The organism is Prevotella corporis DSM 18810 = JCM 8529, assembly GCF_000430525.1.
GTDB classification, from domain to species: Bacteria; Bacteroidota; Bacteroidia; order Bacteroidales; family Bacteroidaceae; genus Prevotella; species Prevotella corporis.
This window is the reverse complement of the sequence record NZ_AUME01000038.1, coordinates 1-20941: the sequence shown is the minus strand read 5'-3', so window position 1 is coordinate 20941 and position 20941 is coordinate 1. Positions and strand designations below refer to the sequence as shown.

Sequence of the window (20941 nt, the reverse complement as noted above, 5' to 3'; positions counted from 1 at the left end):
CATACAAAAGGTAAAATTATGAAAAAAACACCATTTTTATTTTTTACAATAATGATAGTTCTCTGCATCATTGGTTGTAAGGAACAAAAAACTAAACCCATTTTAGAGAAAAATACAATAACCGCAGATTCGCTGAATGCAGGCGATTCTACCGTTTATGGAACAATGATAGAGGGAGGAATGAACTCGCTCTTATTAGTAACAGATGCTGGGGATACAATAGAGTATATTGAAAACCCTGACGATACAACAGAAGTTGTAAGAGGGGGAAAACTCTGTGGTGACAAGTTTGCCGTGATAGGCTATAGGCAATATGGTGACTTATTTTTAAGAAGCGCAATTAATTTAACCTCATTGCTCGGAAATTGGACAAGTCTTGATAGGGATTTTGACATCAAGGAAGGTGGTACCATTGTATCGAATATGGAATCAGAAAGAAATCCTTGGACATCTTGGAAAATATTTAATGGAAGACTTGTTTTATCTAAAGACACCTTTGATGTTCTTGAATTAGGGTCAAACTCGATGTCATTAGAGAATAATGAAGGAATTTTTGTTTTCAGTCGTAAGAAATAGTATTGGAAACTTTTAATATTCATATTTTAGGATGTGGAAGTGCTTTGCCCACTCTTCGCCATAACGCTTCGTGTCAAATAGTTGAAATACATGGGAAGTTGTTCATGGTGGATTGTGGTGAAGGCACACAGATTCAAATAAGGCGCTCTAAACTTCATTTTTCCAAAATACAAGCAGTCTTTATCTCACATTTGCATGGCGACCATTGTTTTGGTTTGTTAGGAATGATTTCTACTTTCGGAATGACTGGTCGCACTAATCCGTTGCATATATATGCGCCTTCAATGTTTGAGGAATACTTTAATGAATCGGTTAATCTTTTCTGTAACAACCTTGATTATGAAGTAGTATTTCATCCGATACAGACAAATAAGAATAAGATAGTTTACGAAGATAGGAGCTTGACGATTGAGACGATCCCGTTATCACATCGCATTCAGTGTTGCGGATTTCTTTTCCGGGAGAAGCCATTGGCTCCTCACATCAAACGCGACTTAATCGACTTTTATAAAATTCCAATCAGTCAGATTAACAACATAAAAGCAGGTGCTTCTTGGACAACGGATGAGGGGGAAGTTATACCCAATGAAAAACTGACTTTTCCTGCCGAGAAACCTAGAAGCTACGCATATTGTTCAGATACGAGATACATGCCCAATCTTCATGAGATGATCAGTGGAGTTACCGTTTTATACCATGAAAGTACATATGCAAACGACTCTAAAGAAAGGGCCAAACTTTATTACCATAGCACCTCGCAAGAAGCTGCTAAAGTAGCGAAGGATGCTAAAGTAAGAAAATTACTTTTGGGGCACTATTCCTCAAGATATCCTACAGAAGAAATACTTCTCGATGAAGCAAAATCTATATTTCCAAACAGTTATCTTACTAACGAAGGGATGATTATCAAGGTTTCTAATGATGATTAAAAAGTGCGCTTTCGCATAACTGTTCAGCAATAATGTCCATGTGATATTCTGTATCAGCACAAACCTGACAATCGACCAGGCCACGGTAATCCGCAATATAATAAATCTCTGATTATCAATAAAGCGCACACTTTTTTACTTGCATATATCAGATATTTTTCGTATCTTTACGCTTAAGAATGAGCAAGTTACGGACATTTCGCAAGTGTTGAAAAGACAGACTTCTGAGAAGGCATTAATGCGTGAGGCATGGATGCGAAGCATACGGAGAATGTAAACTTGTGCCGCAATGTGGAAAAAATGCAGGCGGAGAATCGCACATCGCGCAAACGACTGGAGAAATACGATAGACTAAAGAAGAACTCAAACAACAGCACTACACCACCTTCTAAAGCACCAATGAAAGAGGCACTTCGAAACATAAAGTCATTACGGAGGAAAAGCGGTCTGAAGCCTATCGCATCCATCTATCGTTAAAAATATAAAACGAATGGGACTAATCCGACCGATTGCACGTAAATTGCCACTAATTTAATATATTTGCACATCAAATCACCACAATAAACATGAATCAATACAACATATTTAAGGTTTTCCTTCGGGGCGTAGGACAAGTTGTCTTTCTGGACAATGCTCTCTCTGGGGCATTGATGCTATTGGGAATAGCTTTCAATTCCCCTTTCATGTGCATAGGCGCACTGATGGGAACCATCGTTAGCACACTCACCGCGACAGGATTGAACTATGATGATACCGAAATAGACAAAGGGTTATACGGATTTAACGGAACGTTGGTAGGGATTGCCGTTCCCTGCTTTCTTTCGATAAATGTTTGGTCGGTACTGTTGTTAATCATTGCATCCGCCTTATCGACATGGGTGGTGCATATTAGTGGAAAACAAAAGCTGCTACCCGTGCTTACGGCTCCTTTTGTACTGATTACATGGTTATTGTTACTTATGACTGCTGCTGTTCCGAATTTGCGTATGACGGATGATATCGCCTACGTTGCAGAAACGACTTTTCATCCCTTAAAGGCCTTTTCTTTGGGGTTCGGACAAATCATGTTACAAGGCAAAGCCATGATAACGGGCTTTTTGTTCTTGACGGCTATCGCGGTGAACTCCATTCGCATGGGAGGAAGAGCAGCCTTGGCATGCTTGCTATCGTCATTATTGGCGGTCTGTCCATTCATAGAGACGAGCGTGATGAACAATGGCTTGATGGGTTACAACGCCGTTTTAGCATTTGTGGCAATTACCGATGTTGTTCCCACGGCGTCATGGAGGTATCTCAAGGCTTTCGCAGCAATATTGCTCTCGTGCTTGTTTCAGTTTGTGGGTCTGCGCTTGGGCTTTACCACGCTCACTGCCCTATTCGTCTTGGCTGTCTGGATTGTGGTTCTGTGCGATAAGATTGAAACCCGACTGTCATCCAACCAGTTCCGCACAGGATCAATCAGGTAAAAAAACATGTTGAGAATAAGAGAAAATATCAGGATGACAAATTGTTGATAATCAGAAACTTACAGAGTGCTTTTCAAAAGCTTACCTTTTGCAGTGCAAAAGGTCATGAATCGGAATGCAAAAGCTAAGCTTTTAAATAGCAATTATTATCATACTGATTATCAATATATTACAAATTATGTCCCAACAAAGTTTTTGTAATATAATTTCATGGTGTGAAGCAGAAAGAAAACCATTAGGCGTTTTCAATCATTCAACAAGAAAGAATAACGCTTCACAATAACCGTAAAAAACGGAGCGGCTGTGGTTGTCGCTCCGTTCTCTCCCTTCAGCATGTCATTTGCCGATGCCTCCCACGACATCATTGTTCTGTATCGTCTTGTCGGCTTTCTTCACAGAAGCTTTCAGCTTTCCAAACCTCCACGATAGTCGGATTCCAAAGTTACGCGACTTCTGTTCCCAGTTGTCATAACCGATGTAATCGCCTTGCACGATGCTACTCTTCATGTGGTCATGGTTCGTAAACGGCATCGAGGTGAAGACCGAAACGTTCAACTTATCTTTCAGGAAAGAGCGTGTAAGCGAGAAAGAATAGTAATACCATCGACCTCCGTATCCATAAACATTATCAATGTTGCGCCCGAACTTGCCACCCCCATCGACATTCATCGTGAGTTTCCAAGGCAACTGTTGCTGCAAGCTAAGAAAAGCCTCACCTCCCCATGCGCTCAGGCTGAGATTGGGAGCGGGGATGGACTTCTTCTCATTCGTGATGTTTCCATTCAGATTCAGATTCGTTCCGGCAAAGGGATGCCACTGTATATAGCCCGAAATCTTAAAGGCACGGTATTTCATATCGTTGGCATAGGTGTACGCAACGATTCCGTCATTGACAAACCGCAAAGTGGTTATCAAATTGTTGGCGAAAGTATAAGAGGGATAGAACGAGAAGGTAACTTTCGGACTCATGAAACTATAGGCAAGCGATATGCTGTGGCTTTTACTACTGTTCAAGTGAACATTACCATAGGTGATGCTGGTAGGCGTCTTGAATACGGCGGGATTGAGATAGGTGATGCCCGGACGTCGGATTTGCATGCCGTAGCTTAGTTTTAACGACTGCGAATCGGTGATTTTATATTGCACGCTCGCAGAGGGCACCCAGTCGTTGAGGTTCCGATGGAAGCCTTCCGCACTGCCATTGGGATAGGATGCCTTCAGATAGCTGTATTCATAACGGAGTCCGGCACGTGCCGACCATCGCTCGCTGTGGAACAAATAAGAGAGATAGGCTGCCGCAACCTGCGTGTCGTGATTGAACAAGCTGATCATGTTCTGTTCCTTACCAAAATAAACCATTCGCGAATCGCTTTTGTTGCTGCGGTTGATGTACTTCAAGCCCATCTCCATGGTGTGGAGTTTGGCAAGCGGACGGACATAATCTAATTGTAGGGTGTGCTCCACGAATCGTTCACGGTTTTGCTTTTCGTAGCCTTTGTAATCGATGGGGAAGTTCTGTGTCTCGGCAAAATCGCTCCGGGTGGTGTCGTGGCGTCGCGTAGTTGCCAACATATAGGACAGCGTGAACACCTCTCCCTCTCGCTTGGTTTTGTGCTGATAGTCGGCTCTTCCGTTTAGATTGTAAAACGAATAGCCCGGCATGGTGAATAGCTCTTTGTACTTGTAAAGTAGATTGTCGTGGGCATCGTAACGCTCTTCAGAGGATATTCCGTTGAGGTTTACCGTGTAATACATCCCCCCGAACGAGAAACTGAGCAGGTTGAGAGAATCAATGTCGTAACTTCCATCTATATTTCCGTAATGGATATTTACGGGTTGTTTGTTCTTCCCACGTGAATAGGAGTACTCTCCCGATTGCAAATACTTTTTGTAAACTTCGGTCTCGGCATCCACTTCTTTCGCAGCCTGATACCTATAGTTGTAGTTCGCGGTGAGAATGAGCTTTCCCACTTGCGTGGTGATGAAACCTCCCGTACCCACGGAGCCACGCGAATTGGCATTGGCTTGAAGCGAGCCTGCCACTCCCTGCAACCTACTGTCAGAAAGGGTTACAATGTTGAGGATAGAAGTGGTGCCTTCTGCATCATATTTCGCTCCCGGATCGGTAATGACTTCTATCTTCTTGATGCTCGAAGCGGGAATAGACTTCAGAATGTCCTTGGCGTTGGAACCCGCAAGACTTGGATCGGGATGCCCATTGCGATAGATTTTGAACGAGGAAGAACCTTGTACCTTGATGTTGTCCTGACCGTCCACTGTTACCAACGGCACTTTCTTCAGAATTTCCAGTATCGTCTTGCTCTTCGCGCTCTCATCGTGTTGCACGTCGTAGGTGAGCTTGTCGATGTCGTTCTTCACCAATTGTCGTTGATGGGTAACCACCACTTCGTCGATTTGCTGCACTCGAATGGTATCAGAGTCAGCCGGTGTTTGTGCTTGTGCGCCCATCGCGATGATGCAGCCCACTATCACGGAGAGGATTCTTGATGATTTTCTCATGTTTTCCCTGTATTGGTTGTTTTGTGTAAAGGCATAAAGAAACAATAACTTTCCCATCGGAATGGGGGTGACAAGTTTAAGTGTCGCTATGTCATTGTTTATTCTCACGCAGTTCCAATATTTTTAATTATCTCTTATAAGCAATTTATTTTTAGATGAATATCTAAAAAATAGGAAGGGTAGGGATTAATTACCGCCATGCTGCATGAAACGGTAACAAACCGAAACTCCCCATGAGGCAAAGATACTCATTATCCATGAAAATATTTTACTGTTTTACTGTTTTTAACATTCCTTCCGATCCTATTTAGCTATTCAGCAATATTGTTCACGAGAAATTTTGTACTTATGAATGAGAAGTTACGGACATATCACAAGTGTGTAAAAGACAGACTTCTGTGATGGCATCAATGCGAGAGGGCATGGCTGAAAGGGTTCGTCAAATGCAGGGATTACATTATCAAAATCCTGAAGAATCGAAGAATAACATCTGACAACGCTGCTAGCGAAAGAGGAATCAGAAAACTAAAGATAAGGTAGAAAATTTCCAGAACATTTACATCTGACGGTGAAGCCAATGTTTTCTTTGCGATACATTCCATCTCAGAAACTGCATGTAGAAGCCAACAATCACAATTAAATACCATCAGCGCCATCCTATCATTGTTGGATGGGAGATGGCTTATGTCTATTGCTGAATAGTTATCGCTATCATGCACTATGCCTTAATTTATCTTAAATTTTCCATTGCTTTGAGTCTTGTTATGGCTTTTTAAAATAATAATACTATCTTTGCATAAATAAGCATGAGTTGTGTATGACAAAAAAGATATTTACCTTACTTATAGCTCTAATAACTCTTAGTTTCGTTCTGCCGACTACGGTGCGAGCTAATACAGCAATTGAACTTATCGATCAAAACTTTCAAGGTATTTCGATTTCTGTTTATGGATCAGTGCTACGAGTAGAGGGTGCGAATGACGAGACGATGTATATCTACAACGTGACGGGTGTTCGTGTTATGAGTGTAAAGGTTGACGGGGCAGATAAACGCTATAACCTAAACCTTCCAAAAGGTTGCTATATTGTTAAGGTCGGCAAAGTAACCCGCAAGATTGTTATTCGATAAGGTAGCCGTTATCATTCTTTTTTGTCGTGTCTAATACAGAAGTTCCTGATTTTCTCGAATTACTCGCAGACTCTAGAACACAACAAAAGGCTTTTTCTTTGTTGGTCAATCAATATAGTAAGCCCCTATATTGGAAGATACGTAGCTTTGTCTTGTCGCATGATGACGCAGATGACGTTTTGCAAAATACTTTTATGAAAGCGTGGAAAAACATCGGTGACTTTCAAGGCAAATCAAAATTGTCAACATGGCTCTATCGTATAGCTATTAATGAGTCCTTGGATTTTATTCGACATCAAAAAAACAACTCTACAGTAAGTACCGACAAGGGGATGGGTATTGCTGGTAGGCTGATAGCTGATGACTACTTTGATGGTGACAGGGGGCAAGCTCTTTTACAAGAAGCTATAACTACTTTGCCTGATGTTCAGAGAACAGTGTTTTTACTTCGTTATTATGATGAGAAGAAATATTCAGAGATTCATGATATATTAGGTACGAGCGAAGGTGCTTTAAAAGCATCTTATCATATAGCCGTTCAAAAAATATCTGATTATATAAGGAAACATCAATAAGATTCGAACCGCAATTAAACTTTCACAGGCATTCAACGTCATATTCGTAGTACAAAATAAGGAATATTAGTTATGGATTTGGAGAAACAGTTACTTTCTGAATATGGGAACAAGAGGCCATTTAAGGTTTCTGATGGTTATTTTGATAAACTTTCAGAACGGATTATGGAGCATATTTCTATAGATGCTGGTAATGTCGAACAGACTCATAAGAAAAATATAAAATTGATACGCAGATTAAAACCACTTCTAATGGCAGCCTCCATCAGCGGACTTGTATTTCTTGCAGTTCTGTCTTATAGGGGATTCCTGGGAAATACAAATCTTTTTTCGGATGTGAATGAAACCAGCTTTGAGAATGAAACACCAATTAATGAAAAACTCACAGCTGAAGATATAGATGAGGCTGTTGATTACATGATGATAGACGAAGAGGATATGTATGCTTGTCTTTCTGATAATTAAAGTGTTTATCTTTAATACATTGTATGATGAAAAAAATATTTTATCTTATTATATTGCTTTTTACTTGTGCAGTTAATCTAACAGCACACGTAAAGTTTGATCCGGAAAAGTTTAAAGCTGAATTACACCAGTATATTATTATTTCAGCCAATTTATCAGAACAAGAGGCTGCCTGTTTCCTATCCCTGTACGATGCGATGCAGTCCAAGCAACGAGTATTGCACAAACAAATACGCCAGTATCAGAAATCTAAACCTACCAACAATACCGTTGCGAGAAATACTATCATCAGATGCGATGACTTGCATATACAGATGAAACGGATAGAAAAAGAATACCACCTAAAGATGTTGAAAGTTCTTTCAGCGGTCAAATTAAATGAAGCTCTGAAGGCTGCGAGAAAATTCCATCGTCAATATTTCAGAAAAAACACTTAAGACGATACACATATAATAGAAATTCACCAAAAGAACATGATTAAATCAATATCTTACAGAGTATTAATGCTTGTCGTGGTTTTTGAACTCTGTTTTGGCAATTATGCATTTTCGGTCAATCCTCCTAAAAGAGAATTTAGAGGAGCTTGGATTCAATGTGTTAATGGGCAATTCCAAGGCATTGGAACAAAACAAATGCAAAAGACACTAACAAGACAGTTAGACGAACTTCAGAAAATTGGAGTGAATGCCATTATATTTCAAGTGCGTGCTGAGTGCGATGCCCTCTATCCAAGTAAGTATGAGCCATGGAGCAAGTTTCTTACTGGACGTCAAGGAGTTGCTCCAACTCCATATTGGGATCCACTTCAATGGATGATTGACCAATGCCATAAGCGTGGTATGGAACTTCATGCTTGGATTAATCCCTACCGTGCTAAGACAAAGACGACCAACGAATTGACGAAAAATCATGTTGTGAACCAACATCCTGAAAGAGTTTTTGCATACGATGGACTCTATATTCTCAATCCGGGACTATCAGAGAACAGCGATTATATTTGCAAGATAGCTAAAGATATTTTGCAGCGGTATGATATTGACGGTTTACATATCGATGATTATTTTTATCCTTATCCTGTAGCAGGGAAGAAGATTCCCGATGTCAGGGAATTTAGCTTGTATGGAGGGGGATTTGGTAATATCCAGGATTGGCGCAGAGATAATGTTGATAGATTCATCAAAAAGTTATCTGAGACAATTCATCGTATCAAGCCATGGGTGAAATTTGGAGTGTCGCCTTTTGGTATATATCGCAATGCCAAGAATGCCCCAAATATTGGAAGTAAGACATCTGGTCTGCAAAATTATGATGACTTATATGCTGATGTCTTGAAATGGGTAAACAATGGATGGGTGGACTATTGTGTTCCACAAATCTATTGGGAAATTGGTAATAAGGCTGCCGATTATAAGGAGCTCATAAATTGGTGGAATCGCTATGCGAGCAATCGTCCTTTATATATCGGTGAAGACGTTCTTAGGACAGTAAAGAACGCTGATCCTCAAAATCCGAAATCCCATCAATTACCAGCTAAACATCGTCTGCATCAGCAATCAGAGAATGTTCAAGGCACAGTTCTGTGGTATGCAGCATCGGTAGTTGATAATCCTGGCAATTATGCAGCCGTGCTTCGCACTAATTATTGGCGTTACCCCGCTCTGCAACCGCTTATGCCATTTATTGACGACAAAGCCCCCAAAAAGCCACGTTCCGTGAAGGCTAAATGGTATGCAGATGGGTATTATCTTACATGGAAAGCGCCTAAGGCTAAGGATTGGAAAGATCAAGCCTACAAGTACGTGATTTATAGATTTGCACCCGATGATCATATTGATACGAACGACGTTTCAAAGATTGTAGCAATTACTTCAGATAATATTCTCAAACTCAATTATAAGGATGGTGATACAAAATATACGTATATTGTAACTGCTGTTGATAGAATGAGTAATGAGAGTATAGGTAAGAAAAAGAAAATTAAACTTTGATTATTACCCTTTACCAAACCGTCTCTGAAATCACATACATAGACAAAACACAAGGTGCTTGAAGGCAGACTATTATCGATTATTGTAATCCCAATAAAAGTGTCAATCCTCGTTTTCAGGCGTATGTAGTATAATGCTTGTTGCACCAATGGTAAATAATGTACCGTCGTGAATTATTCGTCTCTCTGCATTTCCCAAAATCTCATTTTGCACAAAAGTACCAGTGTATGACGGACCGTCTTTCAGTATGTATTTTAACTTGCCATATTTGTCTTTCATTACACTGATAGAGCAATGTGTCATATCAATACTTGGATCAACTGTCTCTATTGGACAATTGATGACATTTCCCTTCATGTAGCGTCCAATGACATTCTCACCTAACTGAAGTGGAATCGCTTGATTGTAATGAAAAACATTCTCAATAACCTGCAACCAACCATATCGGTTTTCGGCGACATCCTGAGGTGTAGTGGAGTTTTCTTCCTTCTGGGTTTTCCTTAATTTAGAAACGCCAATTCGTATTCCAAATTGTTTGCCACATTGACTACATTCAAATACCAAGCGTTGGCCAGACTTATATTTGGTTTCATCAAACATGATAAAATTATCACATTTGGGACATTTGACACGTTTCATAATTACTTCTTAACAACCTCAAAAACCCATGATTGTCTAAATTCTGAATATGACCTCAAAGAATTTAGTTCGTCTATCGCCTTTTGTGCTGATTCATAAGAGCCATAGAGTATCTTGATACTTTCCTTATCATAGTATATATGGGCTTTGGAGAATCCTTTCTTGTGGAGATCTTCAACAAACGATAAGCCGTTTTTCTCTTTCACATGGCTTGCTAAAACCAATGACCAATAGTGGATCGGCAGTTGGGGTGTTGCTTTCCTTATTGTATTCTCTTTCTTTTTGCCAGGAACAAGAGGTTTTAGCTGCTTTTCACCACTAATCATATCACATAATATCCCACTTTTGACAGTTTGTTGCCCCAATATGCCATTTCGATTTTTACTTGTGAATCCTACAATGAATATGAAAAGCAAGAAAGCCGCAGCTAAAGAGACGTCTCTCAATGCTTTTATGCTGATGCTGATATGTTTCTCTTGTGTACCTTGTATAGTTTCAACATAAACAAGTTTGGGCTTGTTGACCGAAGCTATAGGAGTTTTATGTTTGGGTGTCGATAAGGGCTTTTTCTCTTGCTGATTTAGTGCACATAGTTCATAACTGCTCAGTCCGTAATATCTTGGAGTCAGAATGCCACTATTTACAGGCTCAAAAATCAGCGTATTGTCAAGATTTCTACTAAGCACACCAAGATCGTAAAATTCATATTGGCCGTATTCCTCAATTTGATAAAGAATCTTATCAACCTCATCCTCTATTTGTTGCATTGCCTCTGGATAACCAATATCATAAGCCTCAACAAAAGATTGTGCCAACAAAGAGTCATTAATCTTCAAAGCGGGGTTAAAGCCTATAGTTCTGCATGGGGGAAGGAAGAGAGCATCATTACCATCGTAATAGGCTTCAATATTATGTGCGACGAAACCACCAAGACCTGGAACAATAACACAGTCATTGTCCAATAATAAGATTTCTATATGGCGGTTGATTCTCATCATGATTGCAAATTTAACAAATTTCATCCTAAATACCAAGACAAAAATGATAAAAGTATATCATTTCAATAAATTGCCCATAATCATTTTTTTGATTCAAGATTATTTTATAACTTTGCCATGATAACTAATTTAAGGGTAAATGGAATATAAAAACACAGAAATTGAAGGTGTATTGATATTGAAACCTAAGGTGTTTAATGATCAGCGTGGTTACTTCTTTGAGGCTTGGAAACAAAAAGAATTTGATGAACAAGTAGGACATCATGTTGAGTTTATCCAAGATAACGAATCGAAATCAAGTTACGGCGTATTGCGTGGACTTCACTATCAGAAAGGAGAAACTTCACAAGCGAAGTTGGTCCGTGTCATTAAAGGTAGGGTAGTGGATGTTGCGGTTGACCTTAGAAAGGATTCGCCTACGTGTGGAAAATATGTAATGGTGGAATTAACTGAGGAGAATAAAAAACAACTTTTCATTCCACGGGGTTTTGCCCACGGCTTTTTAGTGTTGTCGGACGAGGCGATATTCACATATAAAGTTGATAACGTATATGCCCCACAAAGTGAGGCTAGTATCAGGTGGGATGATGAAACTATCGGAATCAAATGGCCAATTGATTTTAGAGACATTCTATTATCAGAAAAAGATAAAAAACGGGCACATTCATTCAAAGAAGCCATCCTATTTTAATAAAAAACTGTTTCTGATATATTTTTGATATGAAACATTGGCACATTGTTTTGGGAATTTTGCTTTCTATCTGTAGTTGTAACACTAAAGATAAAGAGGCTCTTATTGTTAGGGAAGACAAGGAAGCAAAAAAAATGTTGCAGGGTATATGGACCGATAGTGAGGGAATTGCCGCACTTTTAGTAAAAGGTGACAGTATTTTTTATCCTGACTCAGCCAGTATGCCAGCTAAATTTTGGATATATAACGACTCTTTGTATCTAAAATGTGCCGATATTTATACATATAAAATTACCAAACAAGCCGATTATCTATTAAAGTTCGTAAATGAAAACGGCGATGAAGTTAAGCTGGTAAAATCAGACAATAAACTGTTGAAATCAGACTTTGACTATCATGTTTACGCCGTGAATACGTTTCAGAAACAAAAATCAGACACAATAGTCAAAACTGATGCCGGATATTATGATTGCCGTATTTCTGTTTCTACATCTTCCGATAGAATCATCAAATCAACATTCAGTGATTTGGGAATAGGTGTTGATAATGTGTATTTGGATAATGTTGCTGAACTAAACGTGTCAACGGGTGGAAAGCTGGTCTATTCTCATCAATTCCGAAAGCAAGAGTTTGAGTCTTTGATCGGAAGTAAATTTCTAAATAATAGCATTTTACGTAAATTTGAGTTCAATCATGCAGATAAGAATGCGCTGTTTTTTGATGTGAATATAGGCATTCCAGATGCATCATCTAACTATCTGATAGAAGTAAAATTAACTTCAGACGGAAAGATAACGAAAAGAATGAGATAGCTATTTTTTGAGAATGTAAAGTGAACTGTTTCATACTACAATAAGATTAGTTTTATACGTTTTATTTTTACAATATTCCGTCACTTTTTATGCTGCCGTCAGTATAGAAACTAAATATCTCCATTTACACTTTTTTATTTAATGTCATGTTCAGGCTCTTCTCGAACCATACTTACCGAATGGCTATACTTTTTGGGACAGTATCTTATCCTGTAATGTGTTTATTTTCAGTATGATATCAACGGGTTTCCAAAAGGTGAGGTTTTGCTGACTGTTTTGTAGCCATTGAGTCTGCAAAAGGTCAGCTTTCATTTTGTTATAGATGAGCTTTCCTGAAATTGAAGCGTTGAATGAATAGTGAACAGCTCGTATTGTGTTTCATTTTTGATGCTAAATATTGGAGCTTACAATTTAACAGACTATTTATTATTGATTATGAAGGACGGCTAATATATGATGCTTACATTTAAAAGATTGTTTGCGTTCTATTGACGATTTTGGATTCCGAACCGATATTGGTTATTTTTCCATACAATACTGCGCCTACAAACAATAACTCCCTGAAAATTAAAATTAATTTTCAGGGAGTTATTGTTATGTGATAGAGAATCATTACATCCTATCCACAACAGAATAATATGATCAGCTGGGCCACCAAAATTCTCAAGAACATGCTTAAAGGATAAACCGTTGAGTAGCCAATAGCGGGAGCTTCGCCATTACAAACAGAGTTTGCGTAAGCTAAGGCTGGTGGGTCTGTATAAGTACCAGCTAGCATTCCCATAATAGTGAAGTAATTGAACTTGTATTTCAATCGTGCGATAGTACCTACAATGAGAATCGGTATGATGGTGATTAAAAAGCCAGTGTAAACATATTTAAGTCCATCACCTTGAACAACGGTTTCCCAGAAGCCATTGCCGGCCTTAATGCCAACCGATGCCAGGAACAATGCTAATCCAAACTCACGGAGCATCATGTTTGCCGAAGTAGTTGTATAGGTTACCAAGTGCATTCTATAACCAAATCTTCCCAGGAGAATTGCTATAATCAATGGACCTCCAGCAAGACCTAATTTTAGTGGTACAGGCATTCCTGGAATGGTCAAAGGCAAGCTTCCGAACAAGATTCCGACAACTATTCCAACAAAGATTGTGGCGATGTTTGGTGCATTGAGTCGCTTCTGGGAGTTACCCATCATGTCGGCGACACGCTCAACGTTTTCTTCTGGACCTACTACCATAATTTTATCTCCTACGTGAAAATGGTGGTTTCTTGATGCGAAGAGATCCATACCCTGGCGACTTATCCGAGTGATGTTGACACCGTAAACAGAGCTAAAGTGCATCTTGCCCAAGGTTTTTCCGTTCATGGAACTATTGGTGACAACAATTCTACGGCTTACCATTGGCTGCTTTTGATCTTCCTCATGCCAGTTGGCATCAATCTGTGGCCCGATAAAAGCAGTGATGGCTGGTACATCGGCTTCTGCGCAGACAACAAGGATTTCGTCGCCTAACTCAAAGACTGTATCACGTTTAGGGAGCGAGACAACTCCATTATGCATAATTCGGGTACAAACTATTTCACCTTTTAAGAAACTTGAAATTTCCTCCAACGTTCTTCCTGCAAGATATGCATTATCAACTTTTAAGTACATTGGATGGGGCTTGGCATGTGGATTTTCAGCTTCCTCACTATTTAACTTTTCGTTTTCCTCATTCAGGTCAATCTTGCAAATGTATCTTACGGCTATTGTGGCTCCAATAATACCAATCACGCCAAGTGGGTATGCACAGGCATATCCCGAAGCGATATCAAAGTCTGTCCCGTTGGGGAATACGCTTGACAAAGCTTCTTTTGCAGCACCAAGACCAGGGGTGTTAGTTACTGCGCCATACATAGTACCGACCATCATCGGTAAATTCGTTTGATTATTTGTGTCAAAGAAAATATAATAGCATGCGAACATAACAATTATATTCAAAGCTATGGCTACGCATGAAAGCATGTTCAACTTGATACCACCTTTACCGAAACTTTCAAAGAATCCAGGACCAACTTGCAAACCTATCATGAAAACAAACAGGATAAGTCCGAAATCTTGTAAAAAGGTTAGGGTGGGGATTGGTCCTGTAAAGCCTATGTGCCCTGCAAGAATACCAACAAAAAGAATAAACGTAACTCCAAGTGATATACCTCCAATTTTTAATTTACCAAGGTAAACACCTATTGCAATTACTAAAGAATAGAGTAAGACGATATGAGCAACACCGTCCTGAGTCGTAAATAAATTTATTAACCAGTCCATAAGTATAATTTAAAGCGGCACAAAGTTATGTATTTTCTTGCACATAATCTAATTTTTGTGTCTTTAATTCCACATTTGCGATTATTTTGTTTAATAGAAGAGGTAAAACAAACTTTTAACCATAAAATTTTCATTTTTTTCCAATTAATAGCGGTAATCAAACCTTTTTTTTTAATTTTGCATTTCAATGAAATACAGTATAAAATGCAAACATTGCGGTAATGTCTTTTTGACGGAAACAAATGAGTATGGACTAAAAAAAATACGTTGTCCATATTGCGGGGAGATAGTGCCTTGTCAGTTGAACAGCCCTAAATTTTTTCGAACTAAAGCAAGAACTGTAATTCCTCTTGTGGAGTCTTCTGCCATTTCTGTTCGAGAGTTACATCTACCAGTTGTAAACACAAAAGTTCTTAGTTCGGATATCGATGGAGAAGGATCGCCACTCAATCAAAAATCTTTCGGTTCTCAACAATTTTCGATTGACGTTTCAAATCCAACAGAACAACCGTTATCTTGGTTATCCAATCTTGGTAAGAGTATTAAAAAATTTCAGGCTACCCATAAGAATGGTGATTTATTACTCTTTTTTAGTTTGAGTTTTTTGTTTATCATTTTGGTCATTTGTACACTGATTATAATGTCCTATTTAGTCAGTGGATTGGTGGAGAGTCATTCTTGGTTATTTAAAAAGTACATCGAGTTTAGGAATATTTTCTGAAACAAAACTGTGATATAAAGTTCGTAAATAGGAAAATAACACCTTTTAGCGGTCTTTTCCCTGTTTTTAAACATGCTTGAGAATTGCCATTTTGAAGAACATGTGTGGTGCAGGTTGCTTTGTATTATTTTTGGATTTACCAGAAAATCCCTCCAAAAAAAGCCTACATTATGCGCATACAGCTAAAATGAAAATTTAGCTCATTACTTTATAATGATGATTATGATAAATAGAAAAAGAGTATTTAAATTAGTAAGCAAAACATTATAAAATTATTTTACCATAGGTTTAGTGGCTTGGCCCCACGAAATAATGCCACCAAGAAGGTTTATAGTTTTAAAACCTGCCATATTAAGTTTAGTTGATGCGGCAGCAGAGCGTTTCCCAGAACGACAATAGACTGCTACTGTTTTGTTTTTATCCAACAAACTCAATGCCTTCTCTTCAAATTTTAAATCCAGCACGTTAATATTAACTGATTTTGCTAAATGTCCTTCGACATATTCCTCCGGAGTTCTTACATCAACCAACTGTACGTCGTTTTTATTGATGTATTCTTCAAATTTTGATACGTTTAAATCCATATTCTCAAACTTAGAGATAGATCCACATGAAATAAAAGTCAAAACACTTAAGGAGAATGAAAATAGACTCTCAGTAATTGTCTTTTTCTTAATCATATTATTAATTGAAAATTAATTTGTGATTATATGTTAAATAGGTGTCTGATTGCTTGAATGGGATGATAAATAATCATTCTTGGCCCCGCCCATTTCATTATTTTTTTTATTTCTTCTCGCTTTGCTTTATTATAGCAATGTATTGAACAATTTTTACAAGATGGTTTTTTATTCCCCCAATAACAGTGGTCAAGGCGTCGTTCACAATATTCTGCCAATTCTTTATAACTACCATTTAGTTTGTAAGTTCCAGTTTTATGCCTTGAATAAAGTGAAATCATGTTTCGGACGATTCTTTTTTGACTATCAATTTTTGTCATAAAACATTTTATCAGTAAAAGAATTTATTGATATGGTAATATTGGAAATAATCTATTCTCATTAATTGGCTTTCAGCATCCTATTAATTTCTAATCAATTGCAGGCTGTTTGTAGATAATTACATAATTTGTTTATACTTAATATATAATACAAAGATAATACGAAATTTATATTTAGATTAATATCTTAGTATGAAGATTTATAAAATTGTGATTTATTAACGGAAAAGAAATGTCCCGGGTAACTATTCAGCAATATTGTAAATGACTAATTTTGTCTTAGCACTAATTTGACCATAGGCCAGGCCACGGTTATCAACAGTACGGTGAGGCTATGATTATCAATAAAAAACACGTTCTTTACTTTCATATATCAAATATCATTCGTATCTTTGTAATTATAAATGAGCAAGTTAAGGATATATTGCAAGCGTTTAAAAGACTGACTTCTGAGAAGGCATCAATACAGGAGGCCATGGATGCGATGCATACGGAGAATGACAACTTGCGCCGTAATGTGGAAAAATTGCTGGCGGAGAACCGTACCTTGCGCAAATGACTGGAGAAATACAAGGGAGCAAAAAAAGAACTCAAACAACAAGCAGTACACCGCCTTCTAATGAACCTATGAAAGACGAGGCACTTTTATACGCAAAGTCATTACTGAGAAAAAGCGAAAGCGATTTCTATATCGAGTGTTGACGTGATCTGTAAGATGTTGAGAAGGATCGATTATGTCAGCAAAGTTGCTAACTTGCTGACAATGAATCCTGTCGTGAAATAATACCGCAGCTACAAGAAGGTTTACACTTGCGGATGCTGATGTTTGTCGGGAAGCGGAGATAGATCTCATAGTAAGTTGCATCGGTACTGTCCTAAAGGCTCAACAGGAAGTACAGGAGAACCATCCAAATGAGAACATCCATGCCATCAGAGAAGTCTGTCATCTTCCTCTTAGAAGCCGTGGCGATGGAGGAAACTAAGACAACATATGAAAGGGGAATATATCAATTAAAGGAAAGATGAATTACACACTTTTAAGGACACTACCGTTGCGTCTGACTTGTCATAGATAAATGTCTATTAACACGAAAATAGGAGATAGCCACCTATGATTAGTGTTTACCCCCTACTCGATTATTTGTGGAAATTATTTTTATTTACTTCAAAGTGCCCTTGTGCGCTGCACTAATCATTTCCGTTGATGCGTACATATAAACTTCAACTCTGCGGTTCTTTTCGCTAATGGTCTTATCCTCAATAGGATTTGAACTTCCTAAGCCTTCAACTGTACGTATCTGTGAGGAAGAAACGCCCTGTGAACGTAGATAGGAAGAAACTGCTTGAGCACGCTTTTCTGATAAAGGAATATTGATTCCGTCATTTCCTGAAGCATCAGTGTAACCCTGAATTGCGACATCGCAATCATCATTGTTTTGCATAATTTTTGCAAAATCAGCTAATTCTTTCTTGGAAGCAGAATTCAGTGTAGAGCTATTCAATGGAAAAAGAATACCAGAATCAAAAGTAACCTTAACACAGTCCAAACCATTTGCATCTGTCACTTTTTCAACCTTGGCATTTTGAACTTGGGCAGCTGTCTCACGTGCTACTTTATCCATGTGACGACCAATAAGAGTGCCAGCACCGGTACCAATGGCAGCGCCGATAGCTGCACCTATCATCGTACCTTTAGTATTTTTCCCAATTATATTACCTGCGATTCCACCAAGGACCGCACCACCGCCAGCACCTATCAAACTTCCTGTCCCTTGTTTTGTAGCGCAACTTGACACAAGTGTCAACACACATAAACCTGCTGCAATTGTTTTTAAACTCTTCATAACCTTAAATATTATATTATTAAAAATTGATTGTTAAAAATCTATTTCTTACTAAATTTTAAAGCAGAATATTGTTGATTTTTTATTATCTTATTCTTTATTTATTACTAATCAATGTACCATTAAATTGTTGTTTCCTACAATGTGTTTTGAGAATGTTCTCGCCCTTCCCTACCCTTTTCCTTATGTCATCTTTCACAAAGATATAACAAAATGGATTACAATGCGGCATTTGCCAACATTTTTTTGTAATTTTGCACAAAGTTAAGCTAATAGACTCTGTTTTTTAAGGGAAAATACCTAATTTGAATAAGGAAATCCCTATTTTTATTGTTGAAAAGTATAAAATAAAATATTTATGGCGAAAGAACTCAAAGATCTTACCAAGAGAGCCGATAATTACTCTCAGTGGTACAACGACTTGGTCATCAAGGCTGATTTAGCAGAACAATCGGCCGTCAGAGGATGTATGGTCATTAAACCATACGGCTATGCAATCTGGGAAAAGATGCAAGCTCAACTTGATAAAATGTTTAAAGAAACAGGTGTGCAAAATGCCTATTTCCCATTACTCATTCCAAAGAGCTTTCTCTCGCGCGAAGCAGAACATGTGAAAGGCTTTGCCAAAGAATGCGCTGTAGTTACCCACTATCGTCTCCGCTCCAATGAAGAAGGAAATGCTGTTGAAGTTGATCCATCAGCCAAGTTGGAAGAAGAATTGATTATTCGTCCAACAAGTGAAACTATTATTTGGAATACGTATAGGAATTGGATTCACTCATATCGCGATTTACCATTGATGTGCAATCAGTGGTGCAACGTGATGAGATGGGAAATGAGAACCCGCCCTTTCCTTAGAACCTCAGAGTTCCTTTGGCAGGAAGGCCATACCGCCCACGCCACACGCAAGGAGGCAGAAGAAGAAACAAAGCGTATGCTTAAAGTCTATGCAGACTTTGCCGAACAGTGGCTGGCAATACCTGTGATTCAAGGTGTAAAGAGTGAAACCGAACGATTTGCTGGGGCATTGGACACCTATACAATTGAGGCAATGATGCAGGATGGAAAGGCCCTCCAGAGTGGGACATCTCATTTCTTAGGTCAGAACTTTGCCAAATCATTTGATGTAACTTTCTTGAACAAAGAAAACAAACCAGAATATGTCTGGGCGACTTCATGGGGTGTAAGTACTCGTCTTGTTGGCGCACTCATTATGACACATTCTGATGATAACGGTCTTGTGCTCCCTCCGAAGATTGCACCTATTCAGGTTGTCATTGTTCCAATTTTCAAAGGTGATGAACAGTTGAAAGCAATCTCTGACAAGTTACAACCAGTTATCGAGCAGTTGCGTAATCTTGGAATCTCCGTTAAATTTGACGATGCGGACAACAAGCGTCCTGGGTTCAAATTTGCTGACTATGAGCTAAAAGGTATTCCTGTACGCCTTGCAATGGGTGGTCGTGACCTGGAGAACAATACCATAGAAGTAATGCGTCGTGACACTCTTGAAAAAGAAAGTGTTAGCTTTGACGGGATTGTTGATTATGTGAGAAATCTTCTTGATGAAATTCAGAAGAATATCTATAAAAAAGCTGTTGACTTTCGCAACGCACACATTTATGAGTGTGACGACTATGAAGAGTTTAAGGCAAAAGTCAAAGATGGGGGCTTCTTCCTCTGCCATTGGGATGGCACAACTGAGACTGAAGATAAAATCAAGGAAGAAACACAGGCTACTATTCGATGCGTACCCTTTATGTTTGAGCAAACAGAGGGTGTCGATATGGTAAGTGGTAAACCAGCGAAATATAGGGTTTTAATAGCACGTGCATATTAAATCCCCAAGTATAAATTAAGGAACCCGTGAGTAAAGTTTTTGCTCACGGGTTTCTTTTTCACACTATTTATTTGGCATTATCAAGTAATAGTCGTATTTTTGATGTCGAGAACTCTAATTTGAATCATAGAAAAACAAGAGAAATATTAATAACATAAATTTCAACTATATGAAAACTATTCTTTTTTCAATTCTTGCTATAGGTATAGCAGTCACGACAGAGGCTCAGTAGAAAATCAATGGGGGAATAATTTGTTATTTATCTTAATAATTCCGACCTTCGCATTATGGAAGAAAAAATGTTACGCACCTTGGCAACTCTTGTTTTGCCTTCTCAAATATTAGATTATTTTACTATCGTTTCTGTCTGCGAGGTTGGACCTGAGTTTCATATTAGTCTTGACGAACGTATGGACAAGACTTTGTCAGGTAATGCC

At 38.5% G+C, this 20941-nt stretch carries 21 protein-coding genes and 1 pseudogene; 15 read left to right on the top strand and 7 right to left on the bottom strand.

What is annotated here, in order from left to right; all coding sequences use genetic code 11:
* The first annotated feature begins 18 nt into the window (after window positions 1-18).
* The 4 genes from H515_RS0107900 (at window position 19) to H515_RS0107885 (ending at window position 2971) form a co-directional block, all read left to right on the top strand.
* A complete protein-coding gene (locus tag H515_RS0107900) occupies window positions 19-576 on the top strand; it encodes a lipocalin-like domain-containing protein (protein ID WP_025877086.1) in 558 nt (185 codons plus the stop codon).
* A 2-nt stretch (window positions 577-578) separates the two neighbouring features.
* Window positions 579-1505, top strand: coding sequence for a ribonuclease Z (locus H515_RS0107895; RefSeq protein ID WP_025877088.1), 927 nt, complete (start codon window positions 579-581; stop codon window positions 1503-1505).
* Window positions 1506-1754: 249 nt separating this feature from the next.
* Window positions 1755-1982, top strand: coding sequence for a hypothetical protein (locus H515_RS0107890; RefSeq protein ID WP_025877090.1), 228 nt, complete (start codon window positions 1755-1757; stop codon window positions 1980-1982).
* Window positions 1983-2071: 89 nt separating this feature from the next.
* Window positions 2072-2971, top strand: coding sequence for an urea transporter (locus tag H515_RS0107885; RefSeq protein ID WP_025877092.1), 900 nt, complete (start codon window positions 2072-2074; stop codon window positions 2969-2971).
* Window positions 2972-3307: 336 nt separating this feature from the next.
* Here H515_RS0107885 and H515_RS0107880 read toward each other — a convergent pair whose 3' ends face one another.
* Window positions 3308-5599 carry a TonB-dependent receptor domain-containing protein gene (locus tag H515_RS0107880; protein ID WP_322786246.1) on the bottom strand — a complete coding sequence of 764 codons (2292 nt, stop codon included), beginning with the start codon at window positions 5597-5599 and terminating at the stop codon, window positions 3308-3310.
* Window positions 5600-6308: 709 nt separating this feature from the next.
* Between H515_RS0107880 and H515_RS0107875 the strand changes: the two genes are divergently transcribed.
* The 5 genes from H515_RS0107875 to H515_RS0107855 all read left to right on the top strand — a co-directional run bounded on the left by H515_RS0107875 (window position 6309) and on the right by H515_RS0107855 (window position 9648).
* Window positions 6309-6620, top strand: coding sequence for a T9SS type A sorting domain-containing protein (locus tag H515_RS0107875; RefSeq protein WP_028901810.1), 312 nt, complete (start codon window positions 6309-6311; stop codon window positions 6618-6620).
* A gap of 26 nt (window positions 6621-6646) precedes the next feature.
* The gene (locus H515_RS0107870; protein ID WP_025877094.1) at window positions 6647-7195 is read left to right on the top strand and encodes an RNA polymerase sigma factor; all 549 of its coding nucleotides are present in this window, start codon (window positions 6647-6649) and stop codon (window positions 7193-7195) included.
* A 72-nt stretch (window positions 7196-7267) separates the two neighbouring features.
* Complete coding sequence (locus H515_RS0107865) at window positions 7268-7660, top strand: hypothetical protein (RefSeq protein WP_025877097.1); 393 nt, start codon at window positions 7268-7270, stop codon at window positions 7658-7660.
* Window positions 7661-7683: 23 nt separating this feature from the next.
* On the top strand, window positions 7684-8097 hold the full coding sequence (locus H515_RS0107860) for a hypothetical protein (protein ID WP_036890901.1): 414 nt from the start codon (window positions 7684-7686) through the stop codon (window positions 8095-8097).
* Between the two features lie 66 nt (window positions 8098-8163).
* Complete coding sequence (locus H515_RS0107855) at window positions 8164-9648, top strand: glycoside hydrolase family 10-like protein (protein WP_372587400.1); 1485 nt, start codon at window positions 8164-8166, stop codon at window positions 9646-9648.
* A gap of 102 nt (window positions 9649-9750) precedes the next feature.
* Here the strand turns inward: H515_RS0107855 and H515_RS0107850 are convergent, their stop codons facing one another.
* Both H515_RS0107850 and H515_RS0107845 read right to left on the bottom strand, forming a co-directional pair.
* Window positions 9751-10287: an FHA domain-containing protein gene (locus tag H515_RS0107850; RefSeq protein WP_025877104.1), complete on the bottom strand. Its 537-nt coding sequence runs from the start codon at window positions 10285-10287 to the stop codon at window positions 9751-9753.
* Window positions 10288-10289: 2 nt separating this feature from the next.
* On the bottom strand, window positions 10290-11285 hold the full coding sequence (locus H515_RS0107845; protein WP_036890904.1) for an HU domain-containing protein: 996 nt from the start codon (window positions 11283-11285) through the stop codon (window positions 10290-10292).
* Window positions 11286-11424: 139 nt separating this feature from the next.
* Here H515_RS0107845 and rfbC point away from each other — a divergent pair, with 139 nt between their 5' ends.
* Window positions 11425-11976, top strand: a complete 552-nt coding sequence (gene rfbC / locus H515_RS0107840; RefSeq protein WP_025877108.1) for a dTDP-4-dehydrorhamnose 3,5-epimerase — start codon at window positions 11425-11427, stop codon at window positions 11974-11976.
* A gap of 29 nt (window positions 11977-12005) precedes the next feature.
* Complete coding sequence (locus H515_RS0107835; RefSeq protein ID WP_025877110.1) at window positions 12006-12788, top strand: DUF4738 domain-containing protein; 783 nt, start codon at window positions 12006-12008, stop codon at window positions 12786-12788.
* 619 nt (window positions 12789-13407) lie between these two features.
* Here H515_RS0107835 and H515_RS0107825 read toward each other — a convergent pair.
* Complete coding sequence (locus tag H515_RS0107825) at window positions 13408-15099, bottom strand: putative transporter (protein WP_028901809.1); 1692 nt, start codon at window positions 15097-15099, stop codon at window positions 13408-13410.
* 187 nt (window positions 15100-15286) lie between these two features.
* Here H515_RS0107825 and H515_RS0107820 point away from each other — a divergent pair, with 187 nt between their 5' ends.
* On the top strand, window positions 15287-15820 hold the full coding sequence (locus H515_RS0107820; protein ID WP_025877114.1) for a TFIIB-type zinc ribbon-containing protein: 534 nt from the start codon (window positions 15287-15289) through the stop codon (window positions 15818-15820).
* A 272-nt stretch (window positions 15821-16092) separates the two neighbouring features.
* On the opposite strand, the gene H515_RS0107815 is transcribed toward H515_RS0107820, so the two are convergent.
* Together H515_RS0107815 and H515_RS14040 are read right to left on the bottom strand one after the other, a co-directional pair.
* Complete coding sequence (locus tag H515_RS0107815; protein WP_025877116.1) at window positions 16093-16500, bottom strand: rhodanese-like domain-containing protein; 408 nt, start codon at window positions 16498-16500, stop codon at window positions 16093-16095.
* Between the two features lie 26 nt (window positions 16501-16526).
* Complete coding sequence (locus H515_RS14040) at window positions 16527-16820, bottom strand: nitrous oxide-stimulated promoter family protein (protein ID WP_081410138.1); 294 nt, start codon at window positions 16818-16820, stop codon at window positions 16527-16529.
* Between the two features lie 334 nt (window positions 16821-17154).
* On the opposite strand from H515_RS14040, the gene H515_RS0107805 reads away from it, so the two are divergent.
* A complete protein-coding gene (locus H515_RS0107805) occupies window positions 17155-17379 on the top strand; it encodes a hypothetical protein (protein ID WP_025877118.1) in 225 nt (74 codons plus the stop codon).
* A gap of 320 nt (window positions 17380-17699) precedes the next feature.
* Window positions 17700-17846 (top strand): annotated as a pseudogene (locus H515_RS15365) (IS256 family transposase); the annotation flags it as partial.
* 134 nt (window positions 17847-17980) lie between these two features.
* Here H515_RS15365 and H515_RS0107800 read toward each other — a convergent pair.
* Window positions 17981-18664 (bottom strand): YiaD family glycine zipper/OmpA-like lipoprotein, encoded by a 684-nt coding sequence (locus H515_RS0107800; RefSeq protein ID WP_025877119.1) that lies wholly within the window; start codon window positions 18662-18664, stop codon window positions 17981-17983.
* A 358-nt stretch (window positions 18665-19022) separates the two neighbouring features.
* Here H515_RS0107800 and proS point away from each other — a divergent pair, with 358 nt between their 5' ends.
* Window positions 19023-20504 (top strand): proline--tRNA ligase, encoded by a 1482-nt coding sequence (gene proS, locus H515_RS0107795; protein WP_025877121.1) that lies wholly within the window; start codon window positions 19023-19025, stop codon window positions 20502-20504.
* Window positions 20505-20941: the final 437 nt, after the last annotated feature.